Below are 18,506 nucleotides of genomic sequence, written 5' to 3'. Positions count from 1 at the left end.
AATGTCGATGCCGTCTCCCGCGACGACTGAGTCCCTCGGAACTCGCAGACACCATCCAGTAAGGTACGTTGTTTATCCGTACTCGGCCGTAACCATTAGTCTATGTACGGCGCCGGAGAGGGTGTCGTGCGGTGACGACCCTGCCGTTCTCACCGCTCGACGAAGCCATCTATCACATCGAAGGCGCACTGGACCCGCTGAACATTCAGGTTGAGGTCGGGACGACCCAGACGATCGATGTCGACCGACTGCGCGATGCGGCAGTGACGGCGTGTAACGCCCATCCGCTCGCGCGGGTACGTCGTCGACCGAGCCGGAGTACTGACGTCGAGTACGTCTGGCAGGTTCCCGACGACGTCGGCGACGTACCGGTTGGCGTGGTCGACGACGGCGACCTGACGACGGCGCGGTCGGACTTCTACAGTCGCTCGTTCGACCTCACGCGGGAGCCACCGGTTCGGTTGCTGGTAGCCCGCGGTGCCGGGCGTCGGGGAGGCGACCGACTACTCGTCTGCGTGGGTCACGTCCCCATCGACGGCGTCGGCGCAGTCCGCATCGCTCGGTCCATCTGTCAGGCGTATCGCGGCGAGACGCCGGACGCGGATCCGGTCGACATCGAGACGTCGCGGGTCGCACTCACCGACGTCCGTTCGTCGACGCTGACTGGTCGGATGGACGTGCTCAGGTCGGCCGCCAAGCGACTCGGCGACATAGTCGACAGTCCGACGGCCATCGCCGAGGACGGCGTACCCAGTGGCGACGGGTGGGGATTCACCGAGCGGGCGCTCTCGACCGACCTGACCGACCGTCTGGTGTCGAACCGTCCAGACAATGTCTCAGTCAACGACGTGTTGCTCGCGGCGCTCCACCGCACCATCGCGGACTGGAACGACGACCACGGGAAACCCGCCCACAAGATTACCGTCATGATGCCGATCAACGTCCGCCCGAGAGACGGGTTCTACGACGTGGTCGGAATGTACGCCCTGATGAAACAGATAGAGACGCGCTCACGGGACCGGCGTGACCCACAGACGACGGTGGAAACGATCGTCGACCAGACGACAGCGGTCAGGGAAGACGGCGAACTCACGGCACTCTACGAGGCGCTCGAAACAATCCTCCCGCGGTTGCCCGTTGGGCTGAAAAACCAACTCCCGCACCTCGTGCGTGCCGTCAGCAACCGACTGATGGTCACCGCTGCCCTCTCGAACCTCGGACGCCTGCCAGAGTCACTGTCACTCTCGGGTGAGAGCGGGGACTCACTGTGGTTCTCCCCGCCGTGTAAGAAGGCGCTACCAGTGGGTATCGGGGTGGCAACCACCGACGGCACCGTTCGCTTCGTTTTCCGCTACACCCTTGAGCAGTTCGACGCCGACGCCGCCGAGCGGTTCGCCGACTGCTACCTCGCGCACATCGAGGAAGTCACGAGTGCACTGCAGCCAGCTGCCACCGGCTTCACCGCCGAGCGAGTACACGTCGCAGAGCGTTGACACCGCTCGGCTCCGTTGCCGTGAACGTGTTCTACACCGCAGAAGGTCTCGACGAGACGCTCGTTGCGGCACTCGACAAGTGCCGCAACGAGAATTGAAGCGACCATATATCACGTACTGAGCGTCTGTCTGCGTCAGATTGTCAAAGGCGGCCACGCAGGTCTAGCGATGATTTCGTGTCGTCAGAAGCTCCGATCGACTGTAATCGTCACTGTCGCGGTATCCCGGTTGCCCTCGCTGTCGATGACCGTGACGTCGACGTCGTAGGTGCCGGGTGTCCCGAACGTGTGCTCGACCTGCGCGCCACTCGCAGGCGGACGGCCGTCGTCGAACCGCCATTCGTACGCAACGATATCGCCATCCGGGTCGGTCGAGCCGCTGGCGTCGAAGCTGACGGCCAACGGTGCTTTCCCGTCGGTCGGCGAGGCGTCGACCGCTGCTGTCGGGGTGCTGGCTGCTGTCGTGATCGGTGTGGTCGGAGTCGACTCGGGCGTTTGGGTGGGAGTCGGTGTCGGTGTCGACGTGGCTGGTGTCGTCTCGCTGGACTGATCCGACGGGTCGGACGCCTGGCCGGTCTCATACCGGACCGGCCCCAGCTCAACCGTGCCATTCGTGCCACAGGTGGTTGCTGTCGATTGGTTGTCGACGAAGATGCCGGTCTGGAACGCACATTCGTAGGCCACCACGCCATCGTCGGGCGCACGGAGTGTCGTGTCGCCGATCTCGAACACGAACGCGAGCTCGCTGCGAACGTCCGAGTGTTCGTCCTGTCGGGCGAACGTGGTCAGCCACTCCTCGATGTGCTGATTCTCGGCGGTTGCGACGATCGTGTAGGCGGTGGTCTCGCCGGGCTGGAGGTGGACGTCACGGTCGACGTTCTTGATGGCGACGGCCTCTTGGTTCCGCGCGGAAAACACCTGGATGTCGTTCAGGAGGATATCGGCTGCCACGCCATCCGGGACCCCGGGGAGGACGGTATCACCGGTGTTTCGAACCCGCACGTGAACCTTCACTTCCGTCTGTTCGGGGGTCACCTCGCCCCACTCGAAGTCGACCCGCTCGAAGGTGTACTCGGCCGTGACCGAGCCCGAGGGACCGATGTCAGTCCGGGAGAGAATGTAGTCGTTCGGAATGTCCGCTGTACTCACTTCTTTCGTGTACGACCCCTCGTAGGCGTCGCCGGTCTGGTTCATCGCATCCGAAATCGGTTGTTCGTCGGTGAGTGCCGACACGCGCACCGGGGGTGTCGAGACTGCGATATCCGACCCGGCCTGAACGCGAACTGTGGGGGTCACTGCCGCGTGAATCGTCTCATCGGCGGTGATGAATGCCGTCCAGAACTCGCCGAGGCGGTCCTATTCGACCGCCGTCGTGACCGAGACCGAGTTGTTCCCCTGCTGGATATCGATCCCCGTTTTCTCCACGGCGCCCAACCGGACGTCGTTGAGTGTGACTCCTGCTGCGAGCGTGATATCATTCCCTAGTTGCACGCTGGTCGGGTTCGGGTTCTGGAGCCAGAGCGTGTGTACCAGTTCGATCCGATCCTCGGAGACGGTCCCCCAATCGCCGATGTCTTGGACGCCGGCGTCCGGTGACTGGAGACCTTGGCCACCGAGGACCTGCGTGTACGCGAGATACCCGCCACCAGCGACGATCCCGAGACCGATGACGACGATCGCGAGTGTGCGTGCGAACCCCATTGGACTCCTCCCAATCCAAATATACTTGCCAGGTAAGGTTACTGTTTCATGGGGACGCTTTACGTCGAAGATGTCGATTGTCAGGCACCAGTTGCGAGGGGCTGCTATTCAGGTGGCATCCATGCGCACAGGGTACCAGTCGACGGTGGAGGTGTCGGCAAAGGGCTGAATATAGGGGGCAGCGATGCACGGAGCCCGTTGGGGTACGACCCTTCTCGAGCGGGCAGCGTTCGCCTGGACCGCTGACAAATATGATTTTTCAGGGGCGTGTCCCCGACTACAACGGAGTCGTCAAATCAGTGTGAGTTGAACCGCCAAAATCTCTGTAGGCTCTACGCATCTCCAAAGAATACATAGACTCTACAGACATCAACAGAGACAATCTTTATCTGTACGAACTCTTTAGAGACCAGTGTAACAATGGCACCAACCGTATCGGTCACTGGTGACGGGATCTCGGTCGAACGAGAAGTCTCGGAACAGACAGCACCGCCAATAATCCAAGCCGCAATGAGCCCCGGTACGTCCGAACACGAAGAGGTGACGGTGAACGTCTCAGGCGAGGGGATGTCGTTTGAACGGGTGATCTCTGAAGATGTGGCTACCGATGTAATTGAGATGGCTATCAAAAATGGACATCAGACTCAAGAAGGGAGCGAGGAAGAGGGGGAGACATCTGATACTGAGGAATTCGACGGGCTACCGAATGACTTCTTCAGCCGCTTAACAGACCGCCAAGAGGCGATGATTAAGGTACTGTTGGAGAACAAAGGCTGGGTGTTGAATGGCGAACTCCGACGACAAATGGGCGAACAGTACGACGAGGCGATTGAGAGTGGACCCGCGCTGAGTGGCGTCCTTGCTGGCCTGTCACGAAAGCACGGCAAAGATTTCCGTAACGACCTCATCGAGGGTTCCTGGACCGGTGATGAAGTGAAATTCCGGCTGAACCGCGATTACGAAGAAGAACTCCGCGAAGAACTTGACTTCTAAATGGATTCCATCGTTCGTTCACCGGACTCCCCAGCATAGGTGCGACCCTCCAACTTTGTCTGCTGAGTAACGTCTGCTGGGAAGCGGTTACGGCGTTGAGGGCATCGAAGCGGCGAGTGACGAGCACAGGTGCAGAACTCCGGGTAACTCGGGCTTCCCGAACGCTAAGCGAGGGCGAAGGCCGAGCGAGGCTTTCGAGCAAATGAGAGGCCCCGGGTTCAAATCTCGGCCATTGGAAGCAGTCACGTTTTTCAATGCCGATAAATGCACTAAAAAGTGTGTTCTATCCCTTTACAACAGAGTAAATGTCAAACCGAAACTAGGAGGCTGTGATTCTGACCGTCGTTATATATATCTGATCTAAGGTATGGATCCTTCTTCGGGAATGCGGATTTCTGCCGATCAAACAGATAGAGATTTCCACTGCTTCTACCGGGTTAACTTACAACGACGAGCAGAATGGTGGAATTCTGAGATTTAACCCCTAAAATGCTTTTTTATGTATTTCTTCGCATCTCTTGAGCTGAGCTGTTTTGTATCACTGTTCTCTCTAACATACAATTCTTCCCCGCCGAATTTGATGGGCTCATCGTTTGGCTCTACTTTTACTTCACAGACAGAATGCTCACGGAGAGTGCTAAATTGGACCTCTGTTTCCTGTGTCGCAAAAGTTTCCCCCAAATGTTCTGCCAGGGCATTCTCAAGCTGTTTTTTGAACCCTTCCTGTCCTTTTGTAATTGATTTGAAATCCTTTTCGAGTCCCTGAACATTCCCCTCTTTGTCGACGCCGATGATCAAGTGGCCTCCAGCTGTATTAGCAAAGGCAGCGATATGTTGTGCGACTCTCTCTTTTGCGAGATCATCGGATATTGTATCAGGCAGAAGACGTTCTTCAAACTCGACAGTCTTGCTCCGACCTTTCTCGATAAGACCCCGCGTATCTTCTTTCGAAGAACTGATAAACTGATTGAATAGCCAGTTATGGAAAACCTCAGCAAACTCGTCATCGTTTGTGGCCTTGTTGAAGAACTGGGTGTTCTGGTCGATCATATCCAGCATCTCCTTCCGTGTAACGTTCTCAAACTTCATCTGGGCCTTTTCAGTGCTGTTCTTATCTACCGTCTGTTTCAACGCGTCGTTCTCCTCAAGCCTCTCCTTCAAGTGCTTGATGAATGTCTTATCCTGTTCGTCAACTTCATAACCGAACTGCTGGTTAAGCATCTCGACGATGTTCTCCAACGGCGATTTCTGTTCCTCAGTCTTGCTTGAACCGTCCTTCTTCTTGTGTGTAGGATCTAGGTCTCCGCTTGAGTGTTCGAGCGAGCGATCCTCTTCGGAAGCCACCTCCTTGATGTGGTACTGGTCAAGGTCAACGAACTGCTTAACCTCGTTCGGCATTTCACCCCTCTCTACGTCCAGCTTCCTGAAGAACACCCTCGCGAACTGGTAGAGCTTGTGCAGTTCCTCGTCGCGGAAGTTGACGACCTTGATCAGGAATGAGTAGAGCTGTATGAAGTCTTTGAGCTTCTTTCGGAACTCGTCTTTCGTCTCTTCGTCCGTGTTCCTGTAACGTTCTTTGACAGGGTCGAGAACGGCACTCAGCTGATTTTGGTCGGCGTCTTTGCTGTACCAGACCTCGGTGAACTCTTCAACCTCGCTGTCTTTGAAAAGTCGGAAGTCCCTGAGTTCTTCTTCGAGATCGTAGACAAGCTGTGGGTTGGTTCCCTGTCTGACCCGGGTCTTGGTGTAGAAGTCCTCGAACGCATCCTGTATGTCCTCCGGGTCGTTCTTGAAGTCGACCACCATCGTGTCCTCTTTGTCTGGATGTGTCCGATTGAGACGGGAGAGTGTCTGTACAGCTCTCACGCCTCCCAGCTTCTTGTCTACGTACATGGTGTGTAGTAGAGGCTGGTCGAAGCCGGTTTGGAACTTATTGGCGACGATGATTATCCGGGCGTCGTCTTCCTCGAACCGGTCCTCTACCTTGGTATCGAGGTCCTGGTTTACGTGCTTTTCTGTCAGCTTTTCACCCTCGTACTTGAAGTCTGAGAAGGCAGCCAGTGCCTCGAAGTTGTAGTTGTTGTCAGAGAGGTACTCATCGAATGCCCGTTTGTACTTGACAACCTGTTCCCGTGACCCTGTGACCACCATCGCCTTCGCTTTTCCATTGACCCGGTACATCACTTCCTCGACGAAGTGCTCAACGATGATCTCGGTCTTCTTCGAGATCACAAGGTCGTGGCTATCGACGAAGGATTTCAGTAGTCTCTTCGCCTTCGATTCTTCGAACTCGGGGTTGTCCTCGATCGTTTTTAGCAGGTTGAAGTAGTCCTCATACGTGGTGTAGTTCTGCAAAACATCCAGAATAAAGCCTTCCTCGATGGCCTGCCGCATACTGTAGAGGCTGAATGCCTCGTAACCACCATCCTCCGTCTTTTCGCCAAACATCTCAAGGGTTTTCTCCTTAGGTGTGGCGGTGAAGGCAAACGAGCTAACGTTCGAGAGAACTCCTCTTCCCTCCATATCCTGGTTCAAACGGTCCTGAACCGACATTTCTTCCTCGTCTTCGTCGCCTTCCATGGCGGATTCTTCGGAGAGAGCCCTTGTTTGACTGTCCTTGAGTTCGCCCGTCTGTGAGGAATGTGCCTCGTCAATAAGAACGGCAAAGTTCCGATCGGAGAGGTCATCCATCTCCTCGACGATGTAGTCGAACTTGTGAATCGTGGTAACGATGATCTTCTCACCGCTTTCTAAGGCTCCCTTCAGTTCTTGGGAGTTATCCTCAACGTTTGCGACAACACCCTCTACCTGGGAAAACTGCTGCATGTGGTGCTGTAGCTGGTCGTCAAGCACTCTACGATCGGAGATAACGATCACCGAATCGAAAACGGGTTCGTTCTCTTCATTGTGAATCTCGGCTAGCTGATGGCCAAGCCAGGAGATTGTGAACGTCTTTCCGCTGCCCGCACTGTGCTGGATGAGATAGCGTTCACCAGGACCGTTCTGCTCGGCATCAACAATACTCCGTCTTACCGCCTGTAGCTGGTGATACCGGGGAAAAACAAGGAACTCTTCATCAGTCAGATCTCCTTGGTCGTCACGCTCACGGAACTCCGTGATGAAGTTCTGAACGATGTCGAGGACGCTGTCCGGGCTTAGAAGATACTTCCAGAAGTAGCTTGTCCGGTACCCGGAGGGGTTGGGCGGGTTTCCTGCTCCCTCATCATGGCCCTTGTTGAACGGCAGGAACGTGGTGTCTTGACCTTCCAGCTCGGTGGACATATACACCTCCTCAGGATCAACAGCGAAGTGAGCCAGGCAACGACCAGGACTGAAGAGCTTGTCCCGTGGATCCCTATCCGTCCGGTACTGATCCTTAGCATCAGTCACGTCCTGTCCCGTGAAGTCGCCTTTCAGTTCCGCAGTGAAGATCGGTATCCCGTTCAAGAAGACTACAAGGTCAACTTCGAGATTCGAATCGGGCTGGTACCTGAGCCGCGGGATAACCGAGAAAATATTCTGCTCATAGTTCTCAACCGCTTCCTTGTTCCGGTCCGTAGCCGGCTCGAAATACGCGAGCTGTTCAAAACGCGCACCGCTAAGCCTCAAACCATTCCTCAGTACTTCGATAGCGCCTTTCCGCTTAATCTGTCTGTCCAGCGTATTCAGGAACTTGTCATCGGCCCCCTCACCGTGGAACTCCTCCAGCTTCTCCCACTCATCAGGCTGAGTTGCCTTGACAAACTTCAAGACGTCTTCCGGAATCAAAGCAAATTCCTTGTCATAATGCCGGTTTTCCCGACGACGATAACCACCGGGATCAAACCGCTCATACAAAGGCTCTAACTCCCCTTCCTCCCAACTCGTATCCTCCGAGGTTAGATCCCCGATTATAACCTTCTCAAACTCCCTCTCGCTGAGCTTATCCGACATCACACCTCACCCCGAACATCAATCTGACCAGTAACAGCATTCGTAATAAGAGCTGTCCGGTACTCCTTCAGACGGTCAATACCCTCTTCAACCTGCGAGATTAGATCATCAATTTTTTGTGTTTCTTCCCTTATGGTTCCAAGGATATCCTCTTGCTCAGATATCGGAGGAACCATAACACGAATACCTTTTAACTTAGATGCCTGAATGCCTTTAGCGGTTGATCCTGTTTGGTTTTTTATCAATTGAGTCTGGTTAAACTCAGAATCTAGATAATACTTTAGAAAGTCTTTTTTGAGCAAATCTGTGTTAACTTTTAGCAGAATGATTCTCTGAGCCAGAGCGACAGGTGTTTCTTGAATTTGGGCAACCTCACCCATTGGTGCCTCTGTTGTTATCAACACGTCCCCCTCTTCTGGGTCTCCCCTTGTCATCCATTCATTATATTCATCTTCAGAAATGTACTCATGGTCCTCTGAGAAGTCTAATTTGCCGTTGTCAATATTCTTGGCTGTAATCAAAGTTATTCCAGAATCACTCTTCTCTGGAGTAGCACCTCTATAATCTACAAATTTATCAACTGTATTTCTTAGACTGGTTGTCTCCCAATCATCTGGAATACTATCAAACCATTCAAGTTCAATATCCTTATGTCTGGAATCATTAATTCCAGAAGTAACTAATTTATTTATTATCGCATTACGCTTTTCATCAAGAAGTTTAATCAGCTTTTCTTTTTCCCCAATCAACTGATCTATTCTTGAGGTTTCCCAATCTAGAAACTCTACTATTGCGTTCTGTTCCTCTATTGGTGGAAGTTGAAAATGTGCAGAAGAAACTTTTGTCCAGGACGTTCTTGGCATCTTTACTCCATGTGAGTTTGCATCGGTGAATTGGATGAAGTCTTCTGAGTGGAGGAAATAGTATAGGTATCTACTTTGCACGTCAGAATTAGGGCTTAAGACCATTAAATCGGTTCCACAGCAACCCTTCTTATCTACTTGATAGTATTTGCGTAGGTAGGGACGAAGCTTTCCAAATAGAACATCGCCTGGTTCAAAGAGATAGTATTCTTGAGATTTTTTCTGTTCCCATTCGAAATTGTCAACAAGATTCCCGGTTACAGGGTTGATGTGTTCTAAGGTGATGAAATCCCTCTCCTCTTCGTTACCTTTGTCGTTCTTCTTTTCAGCCCAGTACTGAAACGATCGACTTTCCCAGTGAACAGGGACTTTTTGTAAATTATCACCGCTCGGTGCTTCATACTCCGAATATCTCTCATAGCGACTGTTGTCTTTCGAGTCAAATTCCTGTATAGTTGTCTCCTGTGTGTCTTGCATTATTTTGTCACCTCCTGGATCATGTCGACGACTTGTTGTTCTACTTCTTCGATATCTTCCTCGATTTCTTCAAGAGGTCGTGGTGGTTCGTATTCGTAGAAGTAGCGGTTGAAGTTGATTTCGTACCCGATTTTGCCGAGTCCGCCGTCCTGCGGATCGGTCATATCTTCGTTGATCCAGGCATTTGGCTGGTAGGGCTGGACCTCTTTTTCGAAGTAGTCTTGAACGTCTTTGTCTAGAGGGACGTATTCGTAGTCGGTTAGATCTGTGTCGCGTTCTGGCCGGCCTTTGCTGTCGCGGACGATCTCTGCGTCCGGATCTTTCTCTCCGAGTGCGTTGAAAATATTTCCGCGTACCGATTTCTTGAGGTCGAGTCCTGCTTCTTCGATTGCCTTGTCAAGCTCCTCCTCAAACTCTTCCTTGTCCTTGTATAGCGTATCATCCATCCCGTGAAGCATCTGGATAATGGCTTCCTGCCTTTCCTTGCCTTCTTTGTTACCGGAGAGATTGCCAAATGCTCTTTCGTCCTTAATTTGCTCAATCCGATCTTCGGAGGCTTTGAAGTTCTTACGTAGCGGTCGTTCAATCCGGACCTTCCTGTATCCGAACTCCCTTACAGGGTGTATCTGGGAGTTCTCCGAGTCGTCGTTTTCCCTATAGAGTTCCAGGATTTTCTGTATCTGATCCTCTGTAAGTTTCTTTCTCTTGTCCCCTTTGTTGTCGTCCATTAGGGTCCAGAACTCTTCGCCGGATGCGTCGATCAGCTGGACTCTCTTATTTCGATCTTCGGGCTTGTCGTTTGAGAGTACCCAGACGTAGGTGGTAATCTTGGTGTTGTAGAAGAGTTCGTCAGGTAGTCGGATGAGTGCTTCAAGCCAGTCGTTTTCGAGTATCCACCTTCGGATACTGCATTCGTTTTTGCTGTCTGAGACGTTAGGATCAGCTGAGAACAGCGGTGAGGCGTTGGAGATGAATGCGATCCGGCTTCCTCCGTCGTCCTGATCCTGCATCTTGGACAGCATTGTTTGGAGGAAGAGGAACTGGCCATCATCTTTTGCAGGCAGCCCTGCTCCAAATCTACCACCATATCCTTGTTCGTATTCTTTTTCTACGGCTTCCTTGTCGCTCTTCCAGTCTTTCCCGTACGGAGGGTTGGCGAGCATGTAGTCGAACTGCTTGTCCGGGAAAGCGTCGTCGGCAAGGGTTGATCCATCTTCGATATTGTTCGCTGCTGTGGCGTTTTCTCCCTTGATGAACATGTCTGACTTGGCGATCGCGTGTGTCTGGGGGTTGACTTCCTGGCCGAACAGCCAGACTTCGACATCTTCGTTGAATTGCTGAATCCTATATTCAGTTTCAGTTAGCATTCCGCCAGATCCACAGCAGGGGTCGTAGACGTGAAGGATTTCGTTATCCTCGAAGTCGTCTTTGTCAGGCTCGATCGCCAGTTCCGCCATCAGGTCAACGACCTCCCTCGGAGTGAAGTGTTCGCCAGGATTTTCGTCGAGGGATTCGTTGAATCGCCGAATGAGTTCCTCGAAAATGTCCCCCATCGTGGAATTATCGACTCTGTCGGGATGCAGATCAACTTCTGGCTGTGTAAACCGCTTCACGACTTTATAGAGGAGATCGTGCTTGGCAAGTCCCTCAATCGTCGATTCGAACCCGAAGTTATCAAGAACCTCTTGCATCTCCGGGGAGAAGGAGTGGACGTACTCCTTGAGATTCCGCTCAATGTCGCTCGGTTCGTCAAGCAGGGTTTCGAGGGTATATTCGGAGTAGTTGTAGAAAGGTGCGTCCGCAGCCTCCTTCAGAACTTCCTGCAGGGCCTGTTCATTCAGCTGGTCGCTGTATTGTTCATAGGCTTCTCGGACATCCTCGTTAGTTGGTTCGAGAACGCAATCGAGTCGTCGAAGAACTACGAACGGGAGGATGACTTCTTCGTAATCGCCTCGCTTGAATTTGTCACGAATCAGATCAGCAGTACCCCAAATGAAGTTTGAAATCTCGGTAAAGTTGTCAGCCATCTATTACCGTGATGGCCGGTATGCCTGATAAATCGCTTGGTCCCTTGACTGTGCATCCCAAGAAATAACGGGTACACGTTTGCTAAAGAGAGATTCTTTCAACTCAGTAGACCAGATAATTGCCAGAGAAACTGTATATTTCTTCATCGATTGCTTGGTCAGTAACGCTATTGTATCAGCGGAAGTTGGTTTGTCCGAAGAGCGGAATTCATCTATAGCGACGAGTACAATCAGAATACAAAGAAATCCTCTGTTACGTCTGCTCAACCTGTTCTAACGCAGCACGTAGCAGACTACTTCCGGCAGGCCGGTGCAACGGTTCATTCTGATTCCCACACTGGCTACTCATCAAGCAGGCCGGGCAGCCGACGTCCCGACCACAGCTACACTCCTCAATGCGTTCGAGAGTCCGCTGCGCAACAGCCTCGAAGTTCTCGTAGACGCTGTGTGCGAACCCGACACCGCCCTCAACCGCATCGTGGATGAACCAGACCGGAGTTCCGATCTCCGGGTGTTCGATCATCGATAGCCCACCCATGTCACTGTTATCGAGCCGGAGTTCTAACGGGGCCATCTTGATCATCCCGTGCTCGCCGCCGTGGAGTCCGCCTGCCAGCGTGTACTCCTGTTCACCCATGGGGGCAAACATCGAGTCCTCGTCTGGTTGCAGTAGGGAGCCTGGGGGAATCTCTTGCATCACACGGTCGATGATGCTTGGTGGGAAGGAAATCCACATGAGCTGTGTCCGTAACGAGATCGGGTCGAGGTCGATCGGAACCAAGGGCTCTTCGATCTCACCAGTGTGCATGTCGATCACGTTGTACGCACTGTAGTCGATGTGGACTGTCCCCATCCCAGCACAGAGTTGATAGCCATTGCCGAGCTCGTACGATCGCTCAACCTCTAGATCACGGATGTGTTTATCGTGAATCGCCTGGGTATAGTTCGTCGTCGAGGTCTGCTTCACCTCCACGTATGGATTGTACGTGTCCTCAACGACCCGCTGCACCTCGTACTGGTCGCCGTCATACAGGATCAGCGCCCCAGGGTAGTACTCTCGGTAGACGCGTTCTTTGTCCAGCGGCTCCATATCGATGTCGCCGTTCACCTGCTTGACTCTGTACTGCTCGTCGGTTGTGGCGTACATCGAAATCCCGCTTTGGGGCCTCGACGTCCCGTTGTACTGCGCACCGCGGTCCAAGTCACCGACCATCTGCCCAGCGGCGTTCCACATCTCGATGGCCTTTTCCAAGCGGTCCTCCGGCCCGAACCACCTGGTGTCCTCCTCAGTTAGCGGTCGCTCAGAGGCAGCACAGAGCACGTGTTTGGCGTACACTGGGTTGTTCGACAGGTCGACCACGGCGTCCTCAATGTTATCGCCCAGGATGTACTCGGGGTTGTCCAGGATATACTGGTCGATCGCGTCTGATTGCGGGACAAACACCGAGAGGGAGTCGGTGTTCCCCCGACCTGCACGCCCAACCCGTTGCCAGAACGACTGTCGAGTCCCTGGATAGCCGGCTAACACCGTCGCATCCATCGAACCAATATCGATGCCGAGTTCCAGCGCACTCGTGGAAATGACCCCATCGATTTGCCCCTCCGCGAGTTTGTTCTCAACTGCCCGTCGCTTCTTTTTGCTGAGGCCAGCGTGATACGGGTCGATGTCGACGTACTTCGTGTCGGGGTGGTTCTGTGATGCCTCGATCGCACGCTTGACGCCGATTTCAGTCCCTTGTCGAGAACCGGTGAACATCAGCGTCTGGATATCATTCTTGCTGAGATGGACAAGTACGCCTGCTGCTTCATCATCCGCATTCCGCCGCATCGACGGAAGGATTTCATCTTCATCCAAACCAGCTACAACGTCATCGTCGGTCTCCTGTACGGGTGGCTGCCAGAAACCGATCTCTCGACGTCCATGTGGACTTCCGTCCTCGTCGATAACCTCGAACTCCGCACCGGTTAGTGCCTCCGAGTGTTCAGCCGGATTCCCGATCGTGGCTGTCGAACAGACTAATTGTGGATCGGACCCGTAGTGATCGAGCATCCGCCGAAGCCGCCGGATCACCCACGAAACGTGCATACCGTGCACACCAGTGTAGGTATGACATTCATCGATGACCAGCAGCTCGCAGTTCCGGAAAGCGTCTCGCCACTTCATATGCGAGTCGAGATACTGATTGATGCCAGCGAAGTTCGAGATGATCACATCAATCCGGTCTCTGATGATTTTCTTCCGGTCCCGTTTTGTGTCGCCGTCGTACGTCTCTGCGATAGCGTCGATATCCAACTGTTGAAACAGGTTGTTGACAGCTTTCTCCTGATCGGCGCTCAGCGCTTTGGTCGGATACACGAACAAAGCGCGAGCGTCCGGATTCTGCAGCTTCCGGAGACAGTAGTACAGCGTATAGACCCACGTTTTCCCAGAGGCCGTGGAGGTGGCCACGCACGCATTGTTCCCCTCTTTTAGCTCTCGAATCGCCTCGGCCTGGTGCGTGTACAGGTCGTTGTCGAGGTGAGCCGCGAGTTCCTCAGGAAGTACGTTCTCTGCAGGCACGTGCTCCGCTGCTTTCGCAGAATCCGTGATGGCGTCGGCCAACTGATCTTCATAGTTCGGGAACGTCTCCTGGAGTGTTTCAGTGTCCAATACGTCATCAAGCGATGGAGTCTGCTTGCGGCTCATGGTTAGAAATCACTGAGAGTGCCTTGTGAACTGGTCTCCGAAGGTGACGAGGTACCGTTGCCGCTACCTTGTGTCATCCGGTTGGTCGTTTCCTTGATTGCGTCGTAGACGTACGCTAGTGCTCGTACGTCATCTTCGCAGTATTTCTTGTGGCGGTCCCAGTCCAACTCCGTGGCTGGGCAGGGGTTGTCAGCGTACCTTTGGAACAGGCGGCCAACCTCCGCACCGGTAAGTCCGGTATCGATCGTCTCCCACCCGAGTGCTGGGGCGACGTCTTCCAGTTTATTCGTTAGTCCGGGAAGGATCGCGTTGTTCTCTTTGACTGCCCAGTAATACGGATCGAACTTCCACATGCCCTCCCACGTATCCAGATACTCGGGACAGTGCTCCGCGATATGCTCTTCGATCACCGGAAAGTCGAAGTCCCAGCCGTTGTAGGCCACGACAGGCCGATTATGACCGAATTCAGCGAGCCACGACATGAACGCTTCAAGCGCCTCCCCAGGTTTCGATGGATCTGTCTCGATGAACGGCATGTATCGGTCCTCCGTTGCCCGATTCAGGACGCCGATGAGCCAGATCATCGTAGGATTGAGCCCATCGGTCTCGATGTCGATGAAGATCGGTTCACTGTCGGGAAGGCTCGCACCCGGCGCTTTCCGAACCTCGCCCTCTTCGATCACTTGGGCGGATTCGATCACCGTCCGTGCGAGAGACTGCCCGATCCCGGACAGGTTCGCGATTTCACGGACTGACGCCGTCGAGAGGTCCTGCCGGGATTGGATCTCCGCATCACGGAGCGTTTGCACACGCGACTCGCCGACTTGGGTGACCGCCGCAAGGCCAAAGTCGCCCAGCTTCCTGGTCTTCCCACCAACAACACCCCCCTGCTGAAGTTCGAAGTGGGCGATACCAGCTTGGTTGACTCCCTGTTGTTCGTTTGCACCCGGCATGACACCTTGAACATCGACGCCCTGCCATTCAGCCCGATACTCGGGGTTGGCTTCTATCGACAAGTGGGTAAACGCCTCAAGTGCATCGTGATCAGCGAGTGGGGCTCTGTACTCCGATAGCCCGTCAAGCCGTGCATCCAGATTGATGAGGTCAACCGATACGGAAAGTTGGTCTGAAAGGAGATACGTTTCAGCGACACGGTCGGCCGGAGTATCGGTCTCGATCAGTTGTTCGATCGCCCTCGGCGTCGATACCCAGATCAGACTGACATCGTCACTACTCGCTAGTTCGAGTGGACGCTCGGGTTGGAGTGGTTGGGTTGCCACTGTGACAGAGTCTTCCAAGTGTGATTGGAGGAACGGTTCGTGGACTCGGGATGGTGTGAAGAGGACATCAGTGTCGAAGTGCCGGACGATATCCTGAAGTTGCTGACTTCGGCACTGCTGCATGGCGAAATCGGGCACTACCGTGAGCCCAATCATGCTTTGTGTCTCACCTGGCTGTCCGTGATCGGCCACAGATGGTCTACTTCCAAGCACGACACGCCCAAACTGTCCATTTCAGATGTACCTGTCATTCCATCTCACCGCCGTTGCTCACCTTCAGCTAACACGAGGTCACATTCCGGCCTGAAACGACAACTAGCACACTGCTTCCAGTGGCTCGCACCGGTTGGATCGCCGCCATCACGCCAGAATGAGACGTAATCACGCAGTTGCTTTCCCCGGTCGGGGTCCCGTTCGTATTCGAGTGGATGCCGTCGGATATTAGGGTGAATCGTGGCGTTTTCGTCGAGCTGGATGGAAATATCGTCGCCATCCTCGACCGCCACGAGCATTTGCGCCCGACTCAACTCGACGACGTCAAACTTCGCCTGAGGGTATTTCAGGTACCGGATGGAGAGGTCAGAGACGTCGAACCCGATGCGGTCCAGGAGAGTACCGTAACACCACAGCAGAAATCGCTCGTTTGGGAACAGCTGGTCGAGATAGCCTTCTTTCGTCACTCCACGGACGAGCGTGAGTTGCGTCGGATGGCTATCTACGAACCGGAGGTATGTTGGCCGCGCATACAGAGTCATCCCCACCATCTCGTGGACCAGGGGAGGGTACAGTAGTGAAACATCTCCGGCTTCGATGTCGTCCCACACATCGTCGACATCGTATTCCTCGTCAGTATTGGCCGATGCTTCCACGAGTTGGTTATGTTGCTCCTGTGCTCGTAGAAGGCGTTCAGGACGGTTCTCTTCAGTAGGACGCTCGGCCCGCTCGAATACGGCTTTCTGCTCGCAGTAGTGTTGAGTCTCCAGGGTATCGAACGAAACCACGTTGTCTGGGGTGTCTTCCCCAAGGGCTTTGAGGAGATCAAGTTGATGACGCCTGATCTCTCCGACCGATTTTGTGTGAGCCTGTTCGCCGGCCATGTCAATGGTTAGGAACGGAATACCCATTATACCCCCGTTTGGACCGAATCAGCCGCATTCCTGCGTTTATGATAATGAATATTATACTTCGTTTAAGTACCCGGGTGTGGCAGAAATACGAGTGAGGAGCCATCTGGTGCACCTATCCATCAGCCAAGAGAGTTCAGCACATTTGCATCACGTTAAAAGGGGTCCGTTACGGACGGTCTGACAATGGACAAGGACGAGATTGGCGAGTACGTCCAGCGGTGTCAGCAGCTCATCGACTCATCACCGCAGATGGACGAGGAAAATACGAAGGTCAAGCTCGTTCAGCCGTTTCTCGAACTTCTCGGCTGGGATCTCTATTCGACCGAAGTCGCCCTCGAATACAGAGTCCCAATGGCCTCGGGGAGTACCCACGTCGATTATGCCCTGCTCGTGGGGGATTCGCCTGTCGTGTTCGTGGAGGCCAAACCAGCTCGGTCTGAGCTCACCGACGATGAAGTACGCCAACTTCGGAGTTATATGCGACAGGAGCTCGACGTTGATTGGGGGATTCTCACCAACGGGAAGTCCTTCGAGGTCTTGACGAAGAACCGCCACCAGAACGGAGGTGAGGAGGTATCGGTCGTTCAGTTCGACCTCGATGACCTCGCCGAAAACCCAGGAGTACTGGAACTCCTGACGAAGGAGTCGATACGCTCAGGGAAGTCTGATGAAATAGCTGCGCAGGTCGCCCAGACAAATCGAGCAATTCGACACCTACAGGAAAACGAGGACAACGTCACCGAGTCCGTCACGGAGGCCGTGGAACGGGAAGTGGGCGACCTCACGATCGATCTCGAAGAACAGGCCCGAGAGTTCGTGCAAAGTCTCGTTACGGTACTCCGTGAACAGCGTCAGTTCGTCAGTACGGAGCCACAGGGAGAAGAGGAAGAAGGAACAGACGACACACCCCACGAGATTGAGCCACTGGAGAATCGGGTTGCAGGGAAGGTTGCCCGACAGGAAATCGATGGTAACCCCGACGCCCGTGTTGCGGTGTTTCCAACCCGGGAGTCAGGACTCCCGTTTCTAAAGGAGAACGAAGCGTGGGGATTCGTTCGCGTCGGTAGTGAATTCGATTACGTGGCGATGTACGTCACTGGGGACGTTCGCGAGGTGAAATACTTCGCTGAGGTAAGCGACGTGGTTGAACCCGACGAGGCTGACCTCTTACGAGAGCCACTAGATTACAAGGATAGATCCAAAATCGCAGACGGAAAGAAGGTAATCGAGTTCAAGCCGGGTTCACTCTACGAGCTCGAAGATCCGGTCCCGTTTGAGACGAAGTATCCCCAATCGCTCCAATATACGACACTAGGTGCCTTACGGAAGGCTGAGACGACTGACGATCTCTTCTAGTTTACCGCAATAGTTTGTAAGGCGAGCGACGCAAACCCCTCTAAATTCTCGATAGACACCGTAGCGATCCCCCAAACCATCGCTATTGTACGGGGGTTGGTCCATCCACACTGTTCTATTGCAGACAAAAGGCCTGACTGAGAGCTTGATCCGATGCTTCTAAGAATGTTTTCAAATATTTGATATTAACTATTTCACTTACTGTGTGATGAATCCAGAGCGCGAGTCTTGCACGCTAATTCACGCGACCCAGGATTACTTGAGCTGCCGTCCCACAAACTCAATCCATAGGAAACTCCCAGACATAGAGGGGATCGAGAAATCAAAATACTGCTCTAACACCGCTTGTTCACAGTTTTCGGTTCGACCGAGCGTCGGAAAGTTCACGTATCATGGAATCAGCAAGACACCGGCATCAGCGGTACGATTCGTCGAGAATACGTCAGGTCGTGTTCAACAACAACTCCATCTTTGTAGACATCGACGCCGGCTTGACAAGCAATTAAATGGCTCTGGTGAATCGCTGGACAGCGTCGGCTTCGACCGTCAGAACTAGGAGTAAGAAGCGGGA

The 18,506-nt window shown here is 53.7% G+C and carries 11 protein-coding genes and 1 pseudogene; 3 read left to right on the top strand and 9 right to left on the bottom strand.

Annotated features, from left to right (window positions below; genetic code table 11):
- The first annotated feature begins 131 nt into the window (after positions 1–131).
- Positions 132–1,493 (top strand): hypothetical protein, encoded by a 1,362-nt coding sequence (locus ACFR9U_RS20090; RefSeq protein ID WP_247381340.1) that lies wholly within the window; start codon positions 132–134, stop codon positions 1,491–1,493.
- Here the strand turns inward: ACFR9U_RS20090 and ACFR9U_RS21415 are convergent.
- From ACFR9U_RS21415 to ACFR9U_RS20080, 3 genes and pseudogenes are all read right to left on the bottom strand, one after another.
- Positions 1,460–1,597 (bottom strand): annotated as a pseudogene (locus tag ACFR9U_RS21415) (ISH6 family transposase); the annotation flags it as partial. The gene ACFR9U_RS20090 and the pseudogene ACFR9U_RS21415 sit on opposite strands and share 34 nt — an antisense overlap.
- 78 nt (positions 1,598–1,675) lie before the next feature.
- Entirely contained in the window at positions 1,676–2,725 is a 1,050-nt protein-coding gene (locus ACFR9U_RS20085) for a PKD domain-containing protein (RefSeq protein ID WP_247381342.1), read from the bottom strand.
- Between the two features lie 123 nt (positions 2,726–2,848).
- Positions 2,849–3,193, bottom strand: a complete 345-nt coding sequence (locus ACFR9U_RS20080) for a hypothetical protein (RefSeq protein WP_247381344.1) — start codon at positions 3,191–3,193, stop codon at positions 2,849–2,851.
- A 420-nt stretch (positions 3,194–3,613) separates the two neighbouring features.
- Between ACFR9U_RS20080 and ACFR9U_RS20075 the strand changes: the two genes are divergently transcribed.
- Positions 3,614–4,186 carry a hypothetical protein gene (locus tag ACFR9U_RS20075; RefSeq protein WP_247381345.1) on the top strand — a complete coding sequence of 191 codons (573 nt, stop codon included), beginning with the start codon at positions 3,614–3,616 and terminating at the stop codon, positions 4,184–4,186.
- 477 nt (positions 4,187–4,663) lie between these two features.
- Here ACFR9U_RS20075 and ACFR9U_RS20070 read toward each other — a convergent pair whose 3' ends face one another.
- The 6 genes from ACFR9U_RS20070 to ACFR9U_RS20045 form a co-directional block, all read right to left on the bottom strand.
- A complete protein-coding gene (locus tag ACFR9U_RS20070; RefSeq protein WP_247381346.1) occupies positions 4,664–8,119 on the bottom strand; it encodes a DEAD/DEAH box helicase family protein in 3,456 nt (1,151 codons plus the stop codon).
- A complete protein-coding gene (locus ACFR9U_RS20065) occupies positions 8,119–9,459 on the bottom strand; it encodes a restriction endonuclease subunit S (RefSeq protein ID WP_247381347.1) in 1,341 nt (446 codons plus the stop codon). Before ACFR9U_RS20065 ends, ACFR9U_RS20070 begins: the two co-directional genes overlap by 1 nt.
- Positions 9,459–11,486 (bottom strand): type I restriction-modification system subunit M, encoded by a 2,028-nt coding sequence (locus tag ACFR9U_RS20060; protein WP_247381348.1) that lies wholly within the window; start codon positions 11,484–11,486, stop codon positions 9,459–9,461. The genes ACFR9U_RS20065 and ACFR9U_RS20060 overlap by 1 nt, the downstream gene beginning before the upstream one ends.
- 253 nt (positions 11,487–11,739) lie before the next feature.
- The gene (locus tag ACFR9U_RS20055) at positions 11,740–14,172 is read right to left on the bottom strand and encodes a DEAD/DEAH box helicase (RefSeq protein WP_247381349.1); all 2,433 of its coding nucleotides are present in this window, start codon (positions 14,170–14,172) and stop codon (positions 11,740–11,742) included.
- Positions 14,173–14,174: 2 nt separating this feature from the next.
- Positions 14,175–15,608: a ribonuclease H-like domain-containing protein gene (locus ACFR9U_RS20050; RefSeq protein ID WP_247381350.1), complete on the bottom strand. Its 1,434-nt coding sequence runs from the start codon at positions 15,606–15,608 to the stop codon at positions 14,175–14,177.
- Between the two features lie 101 nt (positions 15,609–15,709).
- The gene (locus ACFR9U_RS20045; protein WP_379815020.1) at positions 15,710–16,549 is read right to left on the bottom strand and encodes a hypothetical protein; all 840 of its coding nucleotides are present in this window, start codon (positions 16,547–16,549) and stop codon (positions 15,710–15,712) included.
- 213 nt (positions 16,550–16,762) lie between these two features.
- Here ACFR9U_RS20045 and ACFR9U_RS20040 point away from each other — a divergent pair, with 213 nt between their 5' ends.
- A complete protein-coding gene (locus ACFR9U_RS20040; protein ID WP_247381354.1) occupies positions 16,763–17,935 on the top strand; it encodes a type I restriction enzyme HsdR N-terminal domain-containing protein in 1,173 nt (390 codons plus the stop codon).
- Positions 17,936–18,506 lie beyond the last annotated feature (571 nt).

The organism is Halorientalis brevis (genome assembly GCF_042678165.1).
Lineage (GTDB): Archaea > Halobacteriota > Halobacteria > Halobacteriales > Haloarculaceae > Halorientalis > Halorientalis brevis.
Note: the sequence above shows the minus strand (reverse complement) of the source record. Positions and strands in the feature narration are given on the sequence as shown.

Coding starts and splice junctions, on each gene's coding strand:
- ACFR9U_RS20075 (WP_247381345.1), top strand. CDS start 3,614: ATGGCACCAACCGTATCGGTCACTGGTGACGGGATCTCGGTCGAACGA.
- ACFR9U_RS20060 (WP_247381348.1), bottom strand. CDS start 11,486: ATGGCTGACAACTTTACCGAGATTTCAAACTTCATTTGGGGTACTGCT.
- ACFR9U_RS20055 (WP_247381349.1), bottom strand. CDS start 14,172: ATGAGCCGCAAGCAGACTCCATCGCTTGATGACGTATTGGACACTGAA.
- ACFR9U_RS20040 (WP_247381354.1), top strand. CDS start 16,763: ATGGACAAGGACGAGATTGGCGAGTACGTCCAGCGGTGTCAGCAGCTC.
- ACFR9U_RS20070 (WP_247381346.1), bottom strand. CDS start 8,119: ATGTCGGATAAGCTCAGCGAGAGGGAGTTTGAGAAGGTTATAATCGGG.
- ACFR9U_RS20050 (WP_247381350.1), bottom strand. CDS start 15,608: ATGATTGGGCTCACGGTAGTGCCCGATTTCGCCATGCAGCAGTGCCGA.
- ACFR9U_RS20065 (WP_247381347.1), bottom strand. CDS start 9,459: ATGCAAGACACACAGGAGACAACTATACAGGAATTTGACTCGAAAGAC.
- ACFR9U_RS20080 (WP_247381344.1), bottom strand. CDS start 3,193: ATGGGGTTCGCACGCACACTCGCGATCGTCGTCATCGGTCTCGGGATC.
- ACFR9U_RS20045 (WP_379815020.1), bottom strand. CDS start 16,549: ATGGCCGGCGAACAGGCTCACACAAAATCGGTCGGAGAGATCAGGCGT.